At 74.9% G+C, this 16,407-nt stretch carries 14 protein-coding genes; 10 read left to right on the plus strand and 4 right to left on the minus strand.

The window, feature by feature from the left end:
• Positions 1 to 81: 81 nt before the first annotated feature.
• Together ACIRQY_RS03055 and ACIRQY_RS03060 are read left to right on the plus strand one after the other, a co-directional pair.
• Entirely contained in the window at positions 82 to 840 is a 759-nt protein-coding gene (locus ACIRQY_RS03055) for a response regulator transcription factor (protein ID WP_403922006.1), read from the plus strand.
• On the plus strand, positions 837 to 2,279 hold the full coding sequence (locus ACIRQY_RS03060) for a HAMP domain-containing sensor histidine kinase (protein WP_351784503.1): 1,443 nt from the start codon (positions 837 to 839) through the stop codon (positions 2,277 to 2,279). The genes ACIRQY_RS03055 and ACIRQY_RS03060 overlap by 4 nt, the downstream gene beginning before the upstream one ends.
• Here ACIRQY_RS03060 and ACIRQY_RS03065 read toward each other — a convergent pair.
• Both ACIRQY_RS03065 and ACIRQY_RS03070 read right to left on the minus strand, forming a co-directional pair.
• A complete protein-coding gene (locus ACIRQY_RS03065; protein WP_351784501.1) occupies positions 2,242 to 2,757 on the minus strand; it encodes an SgcJ/EcaC family oxidoreductase in 516 nt (171 codons plus the stop codon). The genes ACIRQY_RS03060 and ACIRQY_RS03065 overlap by 38 nt on opposite strands.
• Positions 2,758 to 2,921: 164 nt before the next feature.
• The gene (locus ACIRQY_RS03070) at positions 2,922 to 4,175 is read right to left on the minus strand and encodes an MFS transporter (RefSeq protein WP_403922009.1); all 1,254 of its coding nucleotides are present in this window, start codon (positions 4,173 to 4,175) and stop codon (positions 2,922 to 2,924) included.
• Positions 4,176 to 4,418: 243 nt separating this feature from the next.
• On the opposite strand from ACIRQY_RS03070, the gene ACIRQY_RS03075 reads away from it, so the two are divergent.
• Complete coding sequence (locus tag ACIRQY_RS03075; RefSeq protein ID WP_403922288.1) at positions 4,419 to 4,958, plus strand: CGNR zinc finger domain-containing protein; 540 nt, start codon at positions 4,419 to 4,421, stop codon at positions 4,956 to 4,958.
• Positions 4,959 to 5,074: 116 nt separating this feature from the next.
• On the opposite strand, the gene ACIRQY_RS03080 is transcribed toward ACIRQY_RS03075, so the two are convergent.
• Entirely contained in the window at positions 5,075 to 5,533 is a 459-nt protein-coding gene (locus ACIRQY_RS03080; protein ID WP_351784497.1) for a cyclic nucleotide-binding domain-containing protein, read from the minus strand.
• 152 nt (positions 5,534 to 5,685) lie between these two features.
• On the opposite strand from ACIRQY_RS03080, the gene ACIRQY_RS03085 reads away from it, so the two are divergent.
• The 4 genes from ACIRQY_RS03085 (at position 5,686) to ACIRQY_RS03100 (ending at position 10,837) form a co-directional block, all read left to right on the plus strand.
• The gene (locus tag ACIRQY_RS03085) at positions 5,686 to 6,381 is read left to right on the plus strand and encodes an alpha/beta hydrolase (RefSeq protein ID WP_403922011.1); all 696 of its coding nucleotides are present in this window, start codon (positions 5,686 to 5,688) and stop codon (positions 6,379 to 6,381) included.
• A gap of 147 nt (positions 6,382 to 6,528) precedes the next feature.
• Complete coding sequence (locus ACIRQY_RS03090; RefSeq protein WP_403922012.1) at positions 6,529 to 7,158, plus strand: fasciclin domain-containing protein; 630 nt, start codon at positions 6,529 to 6,531, stop codon at positions 7,156 to 7,158.
• A 324-nt stretch (positions 7,159 to 7,482) separates the two neighbouring features.
• The gene (locus ACIRQY_RS03095) at positions 7,483 to 9,294 is read left to right on the plus strand and encodes an SDR family oxidoreductase (protein ID WP_403922014.1); all 1,812 of its coding nucleotides are present in this window, start codon (positions 7,483 to 7,485) and stop codon (positions 9,292 to 9,294) included.
• Between the two features lie 169 nt (positions 9,295 to 9,463).
• Positions 9,464 to 10,837: a cryptochrome/photolyase family protein gene (locus ACIRQY_RS03100; RefSeq protein ID WP_403922016.1), complete on the plus strand. Its 1,374-nt coding sequence runs from the start codon at positions 9,464 to 9,466 to the stop codon at positions 10,835 to 10,837.
• Between the two features lie 116 nt (positions 10,838 to 10,953).
• Here ACIRQY_RS03100 and ACIRQY_RS03105 read toward each other — a convergent pair whose 3' ends face one another.
• On the minus strand, positions 10,954 to 11,964 hold the full coding sequence (locus ACIRQY_RS03105; protein ID WP_403922017.1) for a MerR family transcriptional regulator: 1,011 nt from the start codon (positions 11,962 to 11,964) through the stop codon (positions 10,954 to 10,956).
• A 409-nt stretch (positions 11,965 to 12,373) separates the two neighbouring features.
• Here ACIRQY_RS03105 and ACIRQY_RS03110 point away from each other — a divergent pair, with 409 nt between their 5' ends.
• From ACIRQY_RS03110 to ACIRQY_RS03120, 3 genes are all read left to right on the plus strand, one after another.
• Positions 12,374 to 14,776: an ATP-binding protein gene (locus tag ACIRQY_RS03110; RefSeq protein ID WP_403922019.1), complete on the plus strand. Its 2,403-nt coding sequence runs from the start codon at positions 12,374 to 12,376 to the stop codon at positions 14,774 to 14,776.
• Between the two features lie 220 nt (positions 14,777 to 14,996).
• Positions 14,997 to 15,827: an ammonia-dependent NAD(+) synthetase gene (gene nadE / locus ACIRQY_RS03115; RefSeq protein ID WP_403922021.1), complete on the plus strand. Its 831-nt coding sequence runs from the start codon at positions 14,997 to 14,999 to the stop codon at positions 15,825 to 15,827.
• 59 nt (positions 15,828 to 15,886) lie between these two features.
• A complete protein-coding gene (locus ACIRQY_RS03120; RefSeq protein ID WP_403922023.1) occupies positions 15,887 to 16,273 on the plus strand; it encodes a VOC family protein in 387 nt (128 codons plus the stop codon).
• Positions 16,274 to 16,407 lie beyond the last annotated feature (134 nt).

Here is a 16,407-nt window from a genome sequence, read left to right on the forward strand (position 1 = left end):
CCGTGGTCCGGCCGGTGCTCCCGCTGCCGGGGGACCGGAAGAGTGGGTTCGAGCGGGCGGAACTCGAACTAGGGTTTCCCCGTGCGTGTACTTCTGGTGGAAGACGACGAGCCGGTGGCCGAGTCCCTGCGGCGCGGACTTTTGCGTTACGGGTTCGAGGTGGAATGGGTCACCACGGGGGCGGCGGGGCTCGCCGTCACCGCGCCGTACGACCTCGTCCTGCTCGACCTCGGCCTGCCCGACACCGACGGGCTCGACGTGTGCCGGGCGCTGCGGAGGCGCGGTGACGTCCCGATCATCGTGATCAGCGCCCGCAGCGACGAGACGGACCGGGTGGTGGGCCTGGAGATAGGGGCCGACGACTACGTGTCCAAACCCTTCGGGGTGCGCGAGGTGATCGCCCGCATCCGGGCCGTGATGCGACGGGTCCGGCCCGCGGACCGGCCCTCGGGACCCCAGTGCTACGGCCCCCGGCTGAGCGTGGACCGCAAGGCTGCCCGGGTCCGGCTCGACGGCGCCGAGGTCGCCCTGACGCCCAAGGAGTACGACCTGCTGTCCTTCCTCACCGAGGAGCCGGGCGCGCTGATGTCCCGGGAGCAGATCATGGAGGCGGTCTGGGACGCCAACTGGTTCGGGCCGACCAAGACCCTGGACGTGCACGTGGCCGGACTGCGCCGCAAGCTGGCCGGGGCGGTGACCATCGAAGCGGTACGCGGGGTCGGGTTCCGCCTGGTCGTCGGAGAGCCGGACGAACCGGACGAGCCGGGCCCGGCCGAACTGCCGGACCGCTCGGACACCTCCGGCGCGCCCCACGCCCCCGAGGTGTCCGACCGACCGTGATCAAGCGTCTGATCGTCAGTTACGTGGCACTGGTCGCGGTCGCCCTGGCCGCCTTCACCGTGCCCGTCGCCCTCACCCTCACCGCCCAACTGCGGGGCGACACCGAGGAGTCCGTACGCCGCGAGGCCACGACCATGGCGCTGCTGCTCGGCGACGGCGACGCGCCCGCCCGGCAGGCGCTGGCCCGGATGGCGGCGGCGTACGGAGACGAGACCCCCGGCCTGGTCGAAGTGGTCGCGGCCGACGGCCGCAGCTCCATGCCCCCGCTCCCGCTGCCCGAACACCCGGGCGACGCGGCCTTCGACGCGGCCCTCGCGCACGGCAGGACCACCGTCGACTGGGGTTCGAGCATCGTGTGGGGGCCGCAACTGGTCGTCACCGTACCCGTGTACGCGCGGGGCGAGGCCGCCGGACGGGAGGACCGGATCGTCGGCGCCGTGCGCGTCCGGTACGAGACCGCCGATCTGACCGACCGGCTCTGGAAGATCTGGGGGTTCCGCGCGATCCTCGCGGTCGGGGTCCTCGCGGTTGCGGCGGGACTCGGCGCGATCGTGGCCCGGCTGCTCACCAAGCCGCTGCGCCAGCTCAACGACATGGCCAGCCGCTTCGGCGACGGCGACCTCACGGCCCGGTCGCCGGTGACGGGACCGCAGGAGACACAGACCCTGGCCCGGACCCTCAACCAGGGGGCCGAACGGCTCGACACGCTCGTCGCCTCGCAGCGCATCTTCGTCGCGGACGCCTCCCACCAGCTGCGCACCCCGCTGACCGCGCTGCGGCTCTCCCTGGACAACATCGCGGACGGCGTGGACGACGAGTCCGTCCGTGAGGACGTGGACCAGGCGACCGCCGAAGTGGTCCGGATGAGCCGTCTGGTCAGCGGGCTCCTCGTGCTCGCGCGGGCCGAGGCCAAGGTGTCCGCGCCGGAGCCGCTCGCCCTGCGCGAACTCGTCGAGGAGCGGCTGAGCGTCTGGCGGCCCGCCGCCGACGAACGGGGGGTGACCATCGTCCTGACCGGCGACGCCGACGCGCGGCTGCGGGTCCTGGCCGGGCCCGGCAACCTCGACCAGGTCCTGGACAACGTGCTCTCCAACGCCCTGGAGGTCTCACCCGACCAGGGGACGATCACCGTACGCCTGGAGGCGGGCGGCCCCGAGGAGGCGGTCCTCGAAGTGCTCGACCAGGGGCCCGGCATGTCCGCCGCCGAGCAGGCCCGTGCCTTCGACCGGTTCTGGCGCGGTCAGGGACTGACCGGCCGTTCGGGCTCGGGGCTCGGGCTCGCCATCGTCAAGCAGCTCGTCACCGACGACGGCGGTGGGGTGGCCCTCCGGGACGCGCCCGGCGGCGGACTGTGCGTACGGATCGGGCTGCGGCCGGTGGCCGAGGGGCAGCCCCGGTGGATCAGCCCTCGGCCGGCAGCACCGAGGAGTGGTGGTTGACTATCAGCCACTCGCCGCCGCGCTTCTCGTACATGTACGTGTAGCGGGCCTCGACCGGCTTGGTGACACCGGTCGCCGGGTCGGTGAGGTGGAAGCGGTACAGACCGGCGTCCAGGGCGGAGTTCTGGTCCAGGACCGTGATCACGGAGCGGATCTTCTCGCCACGGGGCTTCTTCAGCAGGAAGTGCTCGAAGTAGTCGGTGATCTCGGCGTGGTTGGTGCGGATGCGCGGGGAGGCGGTCGGCAGGAGGACGGCGTCCTTGGCGTACCGGTCGGTGACCCGGTCCGGGTCACCGGACCGCAGGGCCGCGTTCCAGCCGTCGAAGAGACCGGCGATCTCCCGCTCGGTGACCTTGGTGCGCCGGTCGTCCTTCTTCTCGCCCGCCTGGGCGACGCCGACCCCGGCGGTGAGGGTGCCGAGCGCCACGACGGCGAGACCGCCGGCGAGGGCGGCGCGGGTACGGGACATGGGCTTCATGGGGGGCTCCTGCATGGGATGGACGTGCGCCGAGCGCCGTTGCGTCGGCGTGCAGCCACTTTCGCCGCGCCCCGTACAGCCCTCGTACAACTCCCGTACAACCCCCGTACAGAGAAAGGGAAGAACCTGCCCGCGCCCGGAGCCGGGGCGTGATCCCGGCGGGGTCATCCGGGCCCCGCGTCCCTCCCGGCCGGTGCGGTGACGGCCGTCGGGACCGCGAAGAAGACCAGTGCCGCGAGGGCCGCCGTACCGGACGCGAGTGCCAGGGCGCCGGAGAGGGACCAGCCCGCGAGCGGTCCTCCCGCAGCCGCCCCGAGGGCGAATCCGGTGATCTTGAGGCTGGCGCCGGTGGTGAAGATCTGGCTCCGCAGCCGCTCGGGGGCCTCCCGGTGACGGACCGCGAACAGGGCGGCCAGTTGCGGTCCTTCGCCGGCCCCCAGCACGAGGACGGCCACGGCGAGCACGACCGGCCGCCCCTGGGCGGCGGAGGCCAGGCCCAGGGCGGCGGCCTGGACGAGAGCGCCGGACCACAGGAGCGTGTCGGGGGAGACCAGTCGCGGCGACCGGGCGAACACGGCATCGGCCGCCAGCGCGGAGAGCGCCGCGCAGGACAGCAGCACCGCGCCGTGCCCGGCCCCGCCGAGGACGCGGTCACCCAGGAGCGGGACGCACGCCATCAGCATCCCCTGGGCGACGCAGCAGACGACCGAGGTGAGGGTCGCCCGCGCCAGGGCCGGTCTCCCGGCGGCGATCCGCACTCCGGCGAGGAGGTCGCCGACCACCGAGGACGGCCGCTGCCGCCGGGATGCCGTCAACCGCCTCTCGCCGCAGGGGTGGTGGCCCGTCGGCGGCTCGGCGGGACGGGCGGGAAGCAGCCATGCGGCGGGCAGTGCCAGGGCCATGAGCGCCACGGACACCACCACCGACGCCGAGGCCCCCAGGGCTTCCGCCACCGCTCCGGCGAGCGCCGGTCCGGCCAGCGCCGCCACGCCGAACGTCATGGCGTCGAGCGCGTTCGCCCCGGGCAGACGGGCGTCCGGCACCACACGCGGGAGCTGGGCCGTCCAGCCGCCCGACAGGGCCGGACCCAGCAGGCCCGTCACCCCCGCGACCAGCACGGTGACCGAGAACGGCCACCGGCCGAGGCCCATGAGAACGGCCCCGAGCCCCGTCGCGTAGAGGAGGAGGGCCCCGGCCAGCATCCGGCCCGGCCGCTCCGCCCGGTCGAGGAGCACCCCGAGCACCGGACCCCCGAGGGCCGCGGAGACCGTGATGCCCGCGAGCAGCGCGGACGCGTCGGCGGTCGATCCGGCCAGGGCGAACCCCGCCAGCATCAGCGCCGGTCCCGACATCTCGTCCCCGGCGCGGGCGGCCACCGCCCCGGCGAGGTAGCGGGGGAGTGCGTAACGTTCTGCCATGCGTGGGACGTTACGGAGGTAACTCAAAAGTCAGCAAGATGCGTTACATTCAGCTCCGTGTCCCTCCTCAGCGATCCCAGCGATCCCAGCGATTCCAGCGAACTCAGTGGTGCCAGTGAGCTCAGTGATCGCGGTGGCGCCAGCGATCCCAGTGGTGCTGGCAATGTCAGTGGTGCTCAAGGTGGCAAGGGCAGCAGCAGTGCTCGCGGTGACGGCGGTGACGACTGGTCCACCCGGCACTCCGTGCTCGCCACCGCCCGCCGCACCGCCGCCCTGATCAACGCCCTCGCCGATCAGGACCCCGATCCCGCCGTGGTCGCCGAGACGCTCCGCGCCCACGGGGAGCCGGACCCGGTGGACCTCACCGCCCGGGACATCGCCGGAATGCGCGAGGCCGCCGCCCTGCTGCGGGAGGTCTTCGCGGCCGAGCGCACCGATGAAGCCGCCGCCGTCCTCAACCGTCTGCTGCGCGACCACACGGGAAAGCTCCGTCTGACCTCGCACGGCGGTGGCACCCCCTGGCACCCCCATCTCGACCACGACGACGACGCGCCCTGGGACGAGTGGTTCCTCGCCTCCTCCTGTACGGCCCTGGCCGTACTCGTCTGGGACCGCCAGCGCCCGCCCGGCAGGATCTGCGCCTCACCCGCCTGCAAGGACGTCTTCATCGCCCGGGGCAGCGGCCCGGAGCGCCGCTACTGCTCCCGCCGGTGCGCGACCCGCGAACGCGTCGCCGCCCACCGCCGGGCCCGCTCCGCGGAACGGCCCGACGGCACCGCGTAGGACCCTTTCAAGTCGACCCGTCGACCTGCCGACCCGTCGACCCGTCGACCCGGGCCCGTCGAGCCGCCACCCGTCCGGTCCGGCCCGCCCCACGAGGACCGTCCTTCCCGCCGCCCTCAGGCGAGCATCCCGCTCCCGTGCGGCGCGTACAGATCGAGGAGCCGTACCCGGGTCACATGGAGCCGGTGCGCGAGGATCGACCCCACCCAGAACATCACCGCCGAGCCGAACTCCGTGTCCGAGCGGCACATCGAGCGGACGGCGGGGGCGTCGAACTCGTGCGCCCGCACCGGGGTCATCGCCTCCGCCCCCGACTGGCACAGGAACGGCGGGAACATCCACGAGAGACCCACCAGCTCGCCGTGGCGCAGCGTCTCGATCACCGGGGCGGTGCGACCCGGCACCTTCGCGTCGAGCGTCACCGCGCCCGTCTTCACGATCCAGAACCGGTCGGCGTACTGCTGCTCCTCGAAGAGCCGGTGACCGGACTCGAAGTACACGTCCTCGGCGAAGGCCATCAGACGCTCGCGGTGCTCCGGCGGCAACGTGCTGACCTTGGGTGCGGCTCTGCTCATGGCGGACCCTCCTCGCGCGGTCGGCTCTCCACCCCCAGTGTCCGCCAGGCAGCCCCGGCCCGCGTGCGGGCCCGCCGCCGCGCGCGTAGCGTGACGACGGGGGTACGGGGCGGGATCAGGGGGCCCACTTCTTCGCAGATCGGTAGGGAACCATGGCAGACAAGCCCTCCATCGTCCTCGTGCACGGCTTCTGGGGCGGCGCAGCCCACTGGGGCCATGTCATCGGCGAACTCCACCGGCGCGGACACGACGGGCTCCACGCCGTCGAGAACCCGCTGACCTCCCTCGCCGAGGACGCCGAGCGCACCCGGAAGATGGTCCGCCAGATCGACGGTCCCGTGGTCCTCGTCGGGCATTCGTACGGCGGCGCCGTCATCACCGAGGCGGGCGACCTTCCGAACGTGACCGGCCTCGTCTACATCGCCGCCTTCGCCCCCGACGCGGGGGAGAGCCCGGGACAGATCAGCCAGGAGCACCCGCCCGCGGCCTTCGACAACCTCGTCCCCGACTCCGACGGCTACCTGTGGATCAAACAGGACGCCTTCCACCAGAGCTTCTCCCAGGACCTGGGCGAGGCGGAGTCCCTGGTCATGGCCGTCACCCAGAAGGCGCCGCTGGCCTCCACCTTCGGCGACAACATCACCGCCCCCGCCTGGAAGGTGAAGCCGACCTACTACCAGGTCTCCACCCAGGACCACATGATCCACCCGGACAACGAGCGCCGCATGGCCGCGCGCATGAACCCGCGCAAGACCATCGAACTCGACGCCAGCCACGCCTCCCTGGCCTCCCGGCCCACCGAGGTCACCGACCTGATCGAGCTGGCCGTCCGCGAGACCGGCGGTTGACGGAAGCGGTGCGCGAGCAGCCCACGGGCCCGCTCGCGCACCGGCCCCCTCACTCGTTCGGGTGATCAAGGCATCCGGACGCGGCGGGGCGCCGAATAAGGGGTGTTGGGGCACAGACCGCTGAGCCCCGAGCACTCTGGAGCCCTCATGAACAGCCAGACCTTCCGTCGTGCCGCCGTCGCCGTGACCGGAGCCGTACTGCTGCCGCTCGCCCTCTCCGCCTGCTCGGACAGCGGATCGACCACCGGAGCCGCCGACGTCGACACGGCCCCCACCTCCGCGCAGGCGGCCCCCGCACCCGCCGGAGGCCCCTTCGGCCCCGGGTGCGCGGCGGTGCCGAAGTCCGGCGCGGGTTCCTTCGACGGGATGGCCAAGGACCCGGTGGCCACCGCCGCCTCGCACAACCCCGACCTGTCCACCCTGGTCGCGGCCGTCAAGCAGGCCGGTCTCGTGGACACGCTGAACAACGCCCAGAACATCACGGTGTTCGCCCCGACGAACGCCGCCTTCGCCAAGATCCCGAAGGCCGATCTGGCCAAGGTCCTCGCCGACAAGGCGAAGCTCACCGACATCCTCACGTACCACGTCGTGGGTCAGCGGCTGACCCCGCAGCAGCTGGAGAGCGGGAAGTTCGAGACCCTGGAGAAGGGCGTGCTCACGACCTCCGGCTCCGGCGAGAACTACACCGTCGACGGCTCCTCGAAGGTGGTGTGCGGCGACGTTCCCACCGCCAACGCCACGGTCTACATCGTGGACACGGTGCTGATGCCGAAGTAATCGGGAGCCGCCCCCGAAACAGGGCGGAACAGGGCGGAACAGGACGGGGCGGGTCCGGCCGGGAGGGTCCGGAACCGCCCCGCCCACGCACCCCGTACGGCGGGAGGGACCGGGTTCCCGCATCCGCGACCGTCTCCGTGCGGGAAGAACGACAGGGAGAGCCCACGGAGGGATCCCGTACGAGGGACGAGCCCGACGGGCCCGTACGGTGGGGAGACCCGAGGGCCCCTGGGGCGGGGGCGTGACCGGCCCCGTACAGCGCGGGAGCGACCGGTCCCTCACAGCGCGGGAGCAGGACGGCCCGGCAGCGGAACGGAGCAGCCCATGACGGACGAGCCCGGCAAGGACACCCCTCGGACGCACGGCACCGACAGTCATGGCCCGCCCGATACGGGTACCCCCGACCCGTACGGCACGGACGGTCATGGCCCGCCCGATACGGGCACGGACGGCACCCACCCGGGCGGCCGGACGGCCCCGGGGCCGCTGTGCCTCGTCACCGGAGCCAGCGGCTACATCGGCGGACGGCTGGTCCCCGAACTCCTCGCCGCCGGGTACCGGGTCCGCTGCCTGGCCCGCACCCCCGCGAAACTCCGGGACCACCCCTGGGCCGGGGACGTGGAGATCGTCCGTGGGGACGTCACCGACGGACCGTCCCTCGACCCGGCACTCCGCGACGTCGACATCGCCTACTACCTGGTGCACGCCCTCGGCGGCGGCCCCGGTTTTGAACACACCGACCGGCTCGCGGCCCGCACCTTCGCCGACCGGAGCCGCGCCGCCGGGGTCCGCCGCATCGTCTACCTCGGCGGCCTCACCCCGCGCGGCGTGCCCGACCACGCCCTCTCCCCGCACCTGCGCTCGCGCGCCGAGGTCGGACGGATCCTGCTGCGCTCCGGCGTGCCCACCACCGTGCTCCGCGCCGCCGTCATCATCGGGTCCGGCTCCGCGTCCTTCGAGATGCTCCGCTACCTCACCGAACGCCTCCCCGTGATGGTCACCCCGAGCTGGGTGCGCACCCGCATCCAGCCGATCGCCGTCCGGGACGTCCTGCGCTACCTGGTCGGCAGCGCGGACATGCCCCCGGAGGTCAGCCGCGCCTTCGACATCGGCGGGCCCGACGTCCTCACCTACCTCGGGATGATGCGCCGGTACGCCGCCGTCGCCGGACTGCCCCGGCGGCTCATCGTCCCCGTCCCCGTACTGACCCCTCGGCTGTCCAGCCACTGGATCGGCCTGGTCACCCCCGTTCCCCGGTCCATCGCCCGCCCCCTCGCGGAGTCGCTGAGGTACGAGGTCGTCTGCGACGAGCACGACATCGCCGACCTCGTGCCCGACCCGCCGGGCACCCCGCTCGCCTTCGACACCGCCCTCGACCTCGCCCTCCGGCGCGTCCGCGAGGCCCGGATCAGCACCCGCTGGTCCTCCGCCTCCGTGCCGGGCGCGCCCAGCGACCCGCTGCCCACCGACCCCGACTGGGCGGGCGGCAGCCTCTACACCGACGTCCGGGAACGGGCCGTCGCCGCGCCGCCGGAGGCCCTGTGGCGGGTCGTCGAGGGAATCGGCGGGGAGAACGGCTGGTACTCCTTCCCGCTCGCCTGGGCGGTACGCGGCTGGCTCGACCGGCTCGTCGGCGGCGTCGGGCTGCGCAGGGGCCGCCGCGACGCCACCCGTCTACGGGTGGGCGACTCGCTGGACTTCTGGCGCGTGGAGGAGATCGAACGCGGCAGGCTGCTGCGGCTGCGCGCCGAGATGAGACTCCCGGGACTCGCGTGGCTGGAGATGTACGTGGAACCGGACGGTGACGGCCGGTCCCGCTACCGGCAGCGGGCCCTGTTCCATCCGCACGGCCTGGCGGGCCAGGCCTACTGGTGGAGCGTGTCGCCGTTCCACGCGGTGGTGTTCGGCGGGATGGCCCGCAAGATCGCGCGCACGGCGGAGACGGCGGAGACCACGGAGACAGAGGGGGTGGTGGAGACGGCAGAGGCGCCGAGGGCGGCGGAGGCAGCGAGGGCGGTGGAGACGGCAGAGGGAGTGGAGACGGCAGGGAAGGCGGAGGCTTCACGGGCGGCCGGACCCGGCGAGGGAGCGGAGGCCCCACGAACGCCCCGGCCCGGGGAGGGCGCGCCGGGCTGACCCCGCCCCGGCCCCCGGCCCCGCCCCTGGATGCCGTACCCCGGCAGGGGTCACCCCCTCCGGCCGCATCCGGCAGGGCCCCGCGCCGGGAATGCCCGGCGACATGCAGAACGCGACCACCGGCGGTCCGCGCGCACCACGGCAAACCGGTGACCCCAGGAGCCCCGTCATGAACGTCTCGGTCGTCCTCTACACCTCGGACCTGCGCGTCCACGACCATCCACCCCTGCGCGCGGCCCTCGGCCGGGGGAACCAGGTCGTCCCCCTCTTCGTCCGCGACCCGGCGGTGGACCGAGCCGGTCCGGCCTCGCCGAACCGGCTCGCGTTCCTCGCCGACTGCCTCGCCGACCTCGACGCCGGACTGCGCGAGCGCGGCGGACGGCTCGTGGTGCGCTCCGGGGACCCCGTGGCCGAGGTCTGCGCGGTCGTCCGCGAGACCGACGCCGACGACGTGCACATGGCGGCCGGACACAGCGCGTTCGCGCGCCGCCGCGAGGACCGGCTGCGCCGGGCCCTGGAGGCGGACGGACGCAGGCTGTACGTCCATGACGGCGTCGTCACCGCGCTGCCCGCCGGCGCCGTCACCCCGGTGGGATCGGACCACTACGCCGTCTTCACGCCCTACTTCGGCCGCTGGTCGCGCGAACGGCTGCGCGAACCGCTCGCCGCTCCGCGCCGGGTCCAGGTGCCGGAGGACCTCGGCTCCGAGGCCCTGCCCGTCCGGAAGGACGCCGGGACCCTCTCGCCGGGCCTGGCCGCCGGGGGCGAGAAGGAGGGCCGTCGGCGGCTCGCCGCCTGGCTCGGCCGGGACGCCGACGCCTACGAGGAACGCCACGACGACCTCCCGGGCGACGCCACCTCGCGGCTCTCGCCGTTCCTGCACTTCGGAGCCGTCTCGGCGGCCGAGGCCGTCCACCGGGCCCGGTCCAGGGGCGGCGCGGGCGCCGAGGCGTTCGTCCGCCAGTTGTGCTGGCGCGACTTCCACCACCAGGTCCTCGCGGCCCGCCCGGACGCCTCCGCCGCCGACTACCGCACCCGGCACGACACATGGCGCCACGGGAAGGAGGCCGACGCCGACCTCCTGGCCTGGCGCGAGGGCCGCACCGGCTATCCCGTCGTCGACGCCGCCATGCGCCAACTCGCCCACGAGGGCTGGATGCACAACCGGGGACGGCTCCTCGTCGCCTCGTTCCTCACCAAGACGCTGTACGTCGACTGGCGTGCGGGCGCCCGGCACTTCCTGGAACTCCTGGTGGACGGCGACGTCGCCAACAACCAGCTCAACTGGCAGTGGATGGCGGGCACGGGCACCGACAGCCGGCCCAACCGGGTGCTCAACCCGGTGCTCCAGGGCAGGCGTTACGACCCCGACGGCACCTACGTACGCCGCTGGGTGCCGGAACTCGCGGGCCTCGAAGGCCCCGCCGTCCACGAGCCGTGGAAGGTGCCCGGTCTGGAGCGCGCCCGGTACGCCTACCCCGACCCGGTCGTCGAACTCTCCGAGGGCCTGGCCCGCTTCCGCCGCGCCCGGGACCTGGACTGAGACAGCGGGAGCGCGGACCCGGCACCCGGACCTGGGCCCGGCGGGTACGCGGGTGCGGGCACGGCGGAGGGGAGTGCGCGGGCACAGGGAGCCGTGTCCACCCGGCGGCCCGCGTGTCACTCCGCCGCGCAGGACCCCTCGTCCGGCGCGGGCGCGGGGCCGCACAGGCTCCTGAGCGCGGCCAGCGCCTCCCGCAGTCCGCCGGGACGCAGCATGCCGGGGCCCGGCGTCTGGCCCGCCCAGCCGGGGCCCGCGAGCAGCACCGTCGTACGGGAGCGGGCACCCCTGACGCCCCACGAGGTGGCCGCGACGTGCCGGGCCAGCGGATGGTTCGCCGTTGACCGGGCCTGCGCCCACAGCACGACGGCGGCGGGGCCCGTCCTCCGTACCGCCCGGTCGAGTGCCTCGGGCGGCACGGCCGCGCCGAACATCCTGGCCGGGAGGCCGAGTTCGGCGAGCCCTGCGGCCAGCGCCTCCAGCGGGAGGGTGTGCTGCTCGTTCGGCACGCAGGCGAGCAGGACGTGCGGGGTGGCGGCCGGGAGCGGCCCGCCGGGCCCCCGGGGCGCCATCCGGCGCAGCGCCGTCGACACGTGCCAGGACAGCAGGTGCTCCACCTCCACGTAACGGTCGCCGGAGGTCTCCCAGCTCCGGCCCGCCGCGTGCAGGGCGGGCGCCACCACCTCCTCCCAGGCGGTGACGAGACCGTGCCGTGCGATCGCGGACTCCAGGAGCGAGTCCAGCGCCCGTGAGTCGAGCCGGACGGCCGCCCGCCCGAGGCCCCGCCGTTCCCGCAGGACGTCCCCGCCCGACGGCGTGTCGTCCACAGACCCGGCGGACACGGGCGCGGGGTCGTCGCCCGCGGGCGCGCGCCCCTCGGCGGACGCGGGGGCGGACGCGCCCTGCCGGGCCGCCCGCGCCGCCTCGGCGGGCGGGACCCCTGAGGCGGTCAGACGGCACATCTCCCGGACGACGGCGACATCGTCCGGCGTCCACCGCCGGTGCCTGCCGTTCTCCCGGGAGACGGGACCGATGCCGTAACGCCGGTCCCAGGAGCGCAGGGTCGTGGGGGCGACGCCGAGACTACGGGCCACCGCGCCGCTGGTGAGACCGGGTGCGGGTGTGGACATGCTGCCACGGTACGCCGCTTCCGCGCCCCGCTCGCCGTACGCCCGCCGCGCCCGGACGATCACCCGGTCCGCGCCCTCGGGCCTGACCGCGCGACTGAGTCGCGGTCTCGCCGTTCCCGGGCCCGTCCGTGTCCTGTGGGGCCCGCGCACCGGCCCCACAGGACACGGCTGCCGGGGACCGGCTGCCCCGGGGGAGCCGGAGGGGCCGTGAGGAGCGAGCCCGGACCCGGGTCCGGCTCCCCGGGCCCACGACTCGGGGAGCGCCCCCGTCTCCGGGGTGCGGCGCGCCACCCCCCGCACCCTGTCCGCCCGTCCCGGGTGAAGGGGTCTGTCCGGAAGGCCTCGGATGCCGAACGGAGAGGCATCGGCCCGGGTGCCGTCCGCCGTCCGGATGGGGGAGACTGCCTCCGTGCGTGGACATCTGCCGGACGAGAACCCCGGGTTCGTGGGACGCCGCACGGAACTGGAGCACGTGGCGGCGGCGTTGGCGGAGCACCGCCTGGTCACCGTGACCGGTGTCGGGGGAGTCGGGAAGACCCGGTTCGCCCTGCGCGCCGCGCACCGGGCCGCCGCACGGCATCCCGACGGCGCCTGGTGGACCGACCTCGGCCAGCTCGACGGCGACCGTCTCCTCGTCCCCCTGGTCGCCGACTCCGTCGACCTCGCCGACCTCGCCGACCACGCGGCCGGCACCACCGCCGGACTCGGCCACGGCCTCGCCGACGCCCGCCTGCTCCTCGTCCTGGACTCCTGCGAGCACCTGACCGGAGCCTGTGCCCGGCTCGTCACCGAACTCCTCGCCGCCGCGCCCGGCCTCACCGTCCTCGCCACCAGCCGCAGTCCCCTCGGAGTCGAGGGCGAACGGGTCCTCGCCCTCGATCCGCTGCCGCCCGCCGGACGCGACGCCCTGGAACTGCTGCGCCGCGCGGCGGGGGAGGAGTTCCCCGCCGCCGGACCCGCGCGCGAGATATGCGTACGCCTCGACGGCATACCCCTGGCCCTCGAACTGGCCGCCGCGCAGATACGCCTCCAGGGCGCCGAAGCCGTCCGGGACCAGCTCGGCACCCGCTTCGACGCCCCGCCCTCCGCCCGCTTCGACCTGCTCGCCCACCCCGAACGGGTCTGGCCGGGACGCCACCGGACCCTGCGCGCCGCCATCGGCTGGAGCCATGAACTGAGCCGCCCCGTCGAACGGCTCCTGTGGGCCCGCCTCTCGGTTTTCCGGGGCCCCTTCGACCTCGCCTCGGCCACCGCCGTGTGCGTCGGCGGCCCCCTCGACCGCACGACCCTGCCGGACGCGCTCGACGGCCTCGTCCGCGCCTCCGTGGTCCGCCCGGCGGACCCGGCGGGCCGTCACCGGATGCTCGACACGATCCGCGCGTACGGGGCGACCTGGCTGGACCGCACCGGTGAGACCGGCACCCTCGCGGCCCGGCACGCCGACCACTTCCGGCACCTGGCGCGCCGGGCCGGGACCCACTGGCACGGCACCCGCCAGCTGGGCTGGCACCGCGCGGTCGACGCCCACCACATCGATCTGCGCACCGCACTCGAACGGCTGCTGCGCACCGACCCCGACGCGGCGCTCGACCTCGTCGGCTCGGTCGCCTTCGCCTGGTCCTGCCGGGGCCGCCTCCGCGAGGCCCGCGACGGTCTCGAACAGGCCCTCCTCCTCAGCGAGGCCCGCGGCCCCGCCCGGGCCCGCGCCCTCTGGGCCCTCGGGGTCACCCTCGTCCTCCAGGGAGATCCCGGGGCCGCGCGGGAGATCGCCGAGCGGTGCGCCCGCGAGGCCCGCCACGCGGAGTACGCGGAGCACGCCGAGTACGCCGAGCACGGCGAGCGCACCGGCCCGGCCAGTCCTTCGGTGTGTCCGGAGGCGGGTGGCCCTTCGGGCCGGGCCCACGCGGACGCCGACCGGCGCCGTACCGATGGATCGGCCGTGAGGGACGAGCCGGGCCTGACCGATGCCCCGGACCTGCCCCGTGTTCCCGATCCGACCGGCTTCCCGGACCGGCCCGGGACGCCGGTCAGGACGGACCGGTCCGGGGACCGGCCCCGGTCGGATGCCCGCGAACGCCCCGGCGGCGAGCGCCGTACCGAGGGCGCGGCCCAGGGGGACCGCCCCAGGCCCGGTGAGCCGACGCTCGACGCCGCCGCGCTCGCCGGGCTCGTCGCCCTGACCACCGGCCGTCCCACGGCCGCGTACATCGTCGTCGGACACGTCCTGGACGCGGCCGGGGGCGGCCCCGCCGACTCCGCGGCCCGGCTCCGCTGCGCCCTCGTGCGGGTCTTCGCCCTCACCGGTCTCGGCCGGATCGCCGAGGCACGCGAGGAGGCCCTCGCCCTGCGCGCCCGCTGCGAGGAGCTGGACGAACACGGGACCCGCACCGCCCTGGAGTACCACCTCGCCCTCACCGGACTCCTGGAGGACGACCCGGTCGGCGCCGCCGAGCACGCGCGCGCCATGCTCGAAGGGACCCGCCGCCTCGGCGCCGGCCTCGGTGTCGCCCTCGGCCTCGACGTCCTCGCCACGGCCCTCGCCGCGTCCGGCGACGGCGAGCGGGCGGCCGACGTCTCCGGCACGGGAGAGGCGTACTGGCGCGCCACCGGCCAGCCCCGGCGCGGCCTGCCGGGACTGCGGGCGCTGCGCGAGAGACACACCGGTACCGCCCGTGCGAGCCTCGGCGGGCCCGCCTACGAGGAGATCTTCGGCCGCGCGCTCACCGGATCCCCGCAGGACGGCCTCGACCGCGCCCTGCGCGGCCCCCGGCCCGCCCGAGCCCGGGAAGGCGGCCCCGGCGGGGACGCGTGACGGCCGCCCGGTTCCGCGGCCGGGTCGGCGGGCCCGGCCGTGGAACCGGCGCCGGCCCCCTGACCAGGACGGGAACCGGCCCTCGGGGTCGTGCGCGGGCGGTCCGGGGCGAGGAGACGAGCCGTGGCCCCGGTGCGTAGAGTCGTCCTCCGGACCCGAACGGGCCCGACCACACCCGACCGACCGCCCCCGACCGGCCGCCCCGACGAGGAGACCTCCCGTGACCGACCCGGCGTCCATCGCCCTCCAGCAGCAGATCGCCCGGGACCTCCAGGTGTCCGAGACCTTCGACCCGAAGGCCGAGATCGAGCGCCGGGTGGCCTTCCTCACCGAGCGGCTCACCTCCACGGGGCTGCGCTCCCTCGTCCTCGGGATCAGCGGCGGCGTCGACTCCACGACCGCCGGGCGGCTCTGCCAGCTCGCCGTCGAGCGCGCCCGTGCCGCCGGGCACGACGCCACCTTCACCGCGATGCGCCTGCCGTACGGCGTCCAGGCGGACGAGGGCGACGCGCAGACCGCCCTCGGTTTCATCCGCGCCGACGAGGTCCTCACCGTGGACGTGAAGGCGGCGAGCGACGCCGCCCTGGCGGCCTGCCTGGCCGGTGGCGTGACCTTCCGGGACGCCCACCACCAGGACTTCGTGCAGGGCAACATCAAGGCCCGGCAGCGGATGATCGCCCAGTACGCGGTGGCGGGCGCCCGTGACGGGCTCGTCGTCGGCACCGACCACGCGGCCGAGGCCGTCTCCGGCTTCTTCACCAAGTTCGGTGACGGAGCCGCCGACGTCGTCCCGCTCACCGGACTGACCAAGCGGCGCGTCCGGGCGGTCGCCGCCGAGCTGGGCGCCCCGACCGAACTGGTGTGGAAGGTGCCCACCGCCGACCTGGAGACCCTGGACCCGGGCAAGCCCGACGAGGACGCGCTCGGTGTCACGTACGACGACATCGACGACTTCCTGGAGGGGAAGCCGGTCGCCGAGCAGGCGTTCGCGTCGATCGTCGGCCGCTACCGGACGACCGAGCACAAGCGGCGGCTGCCGATCGCTCCCTGAGCGTTCCGGGCGGATCCTGGAAGGGGGCCGTACGACGGGCCTCCGGAAGGGAGCACGTCATGTTCGGCGCAACTCCGGCGTTCAGCGGCTTCTCGGTCGACGACCTCGACGCGGCCCGGCACTTCTACGGCGACACCCTCGGCCTGGCGGCGGAGCTCCGGGGCGAGGGGGAGACGCGGATGCTCTTCCTCACCCTCGCGGGCGGGGCCCGGATCCTCGCCTACCCCAAGGACGACCACGTCCCCGCCACCTTCACGGTCCTGAACTTCGAGGTCCCCGACATCGACCGGGCCGTCGACGAACTGATCGCACGCGGGGTGGCCCTGGAGCGCTACCCCGTCTTCGAGGCCGACGCGAAGGGCGTCGTCGGGGGTGGCGGCGGCCCGGCCATCGCCTGGTTCAAGGACCCGGCGGGCAACGTCCTGGCGGTCCTCCAGAACGACTGACGGGGACCGCACGGCCGGACGCGGGCGCCCCGCGCCCCGACCCCGCACCATCCCCGGGCACGAGGACCCGGCGCCCCCGGGCCGGTCGGGGCGCGCCACGGGGCGGACGCCCACGCCCGCCCGTCCCCGGCCTC

The sequence above is a fragment of the Streptomyces sp. NPDC101490 genome (assembly GCF_044767145.1).
In the GTDB taxonomy this organism is placed as follows: Bacteria; Actinomycetota; Actinomycetes; order Streptomycetales; family Streptomycetaceae; genus Streptomyces.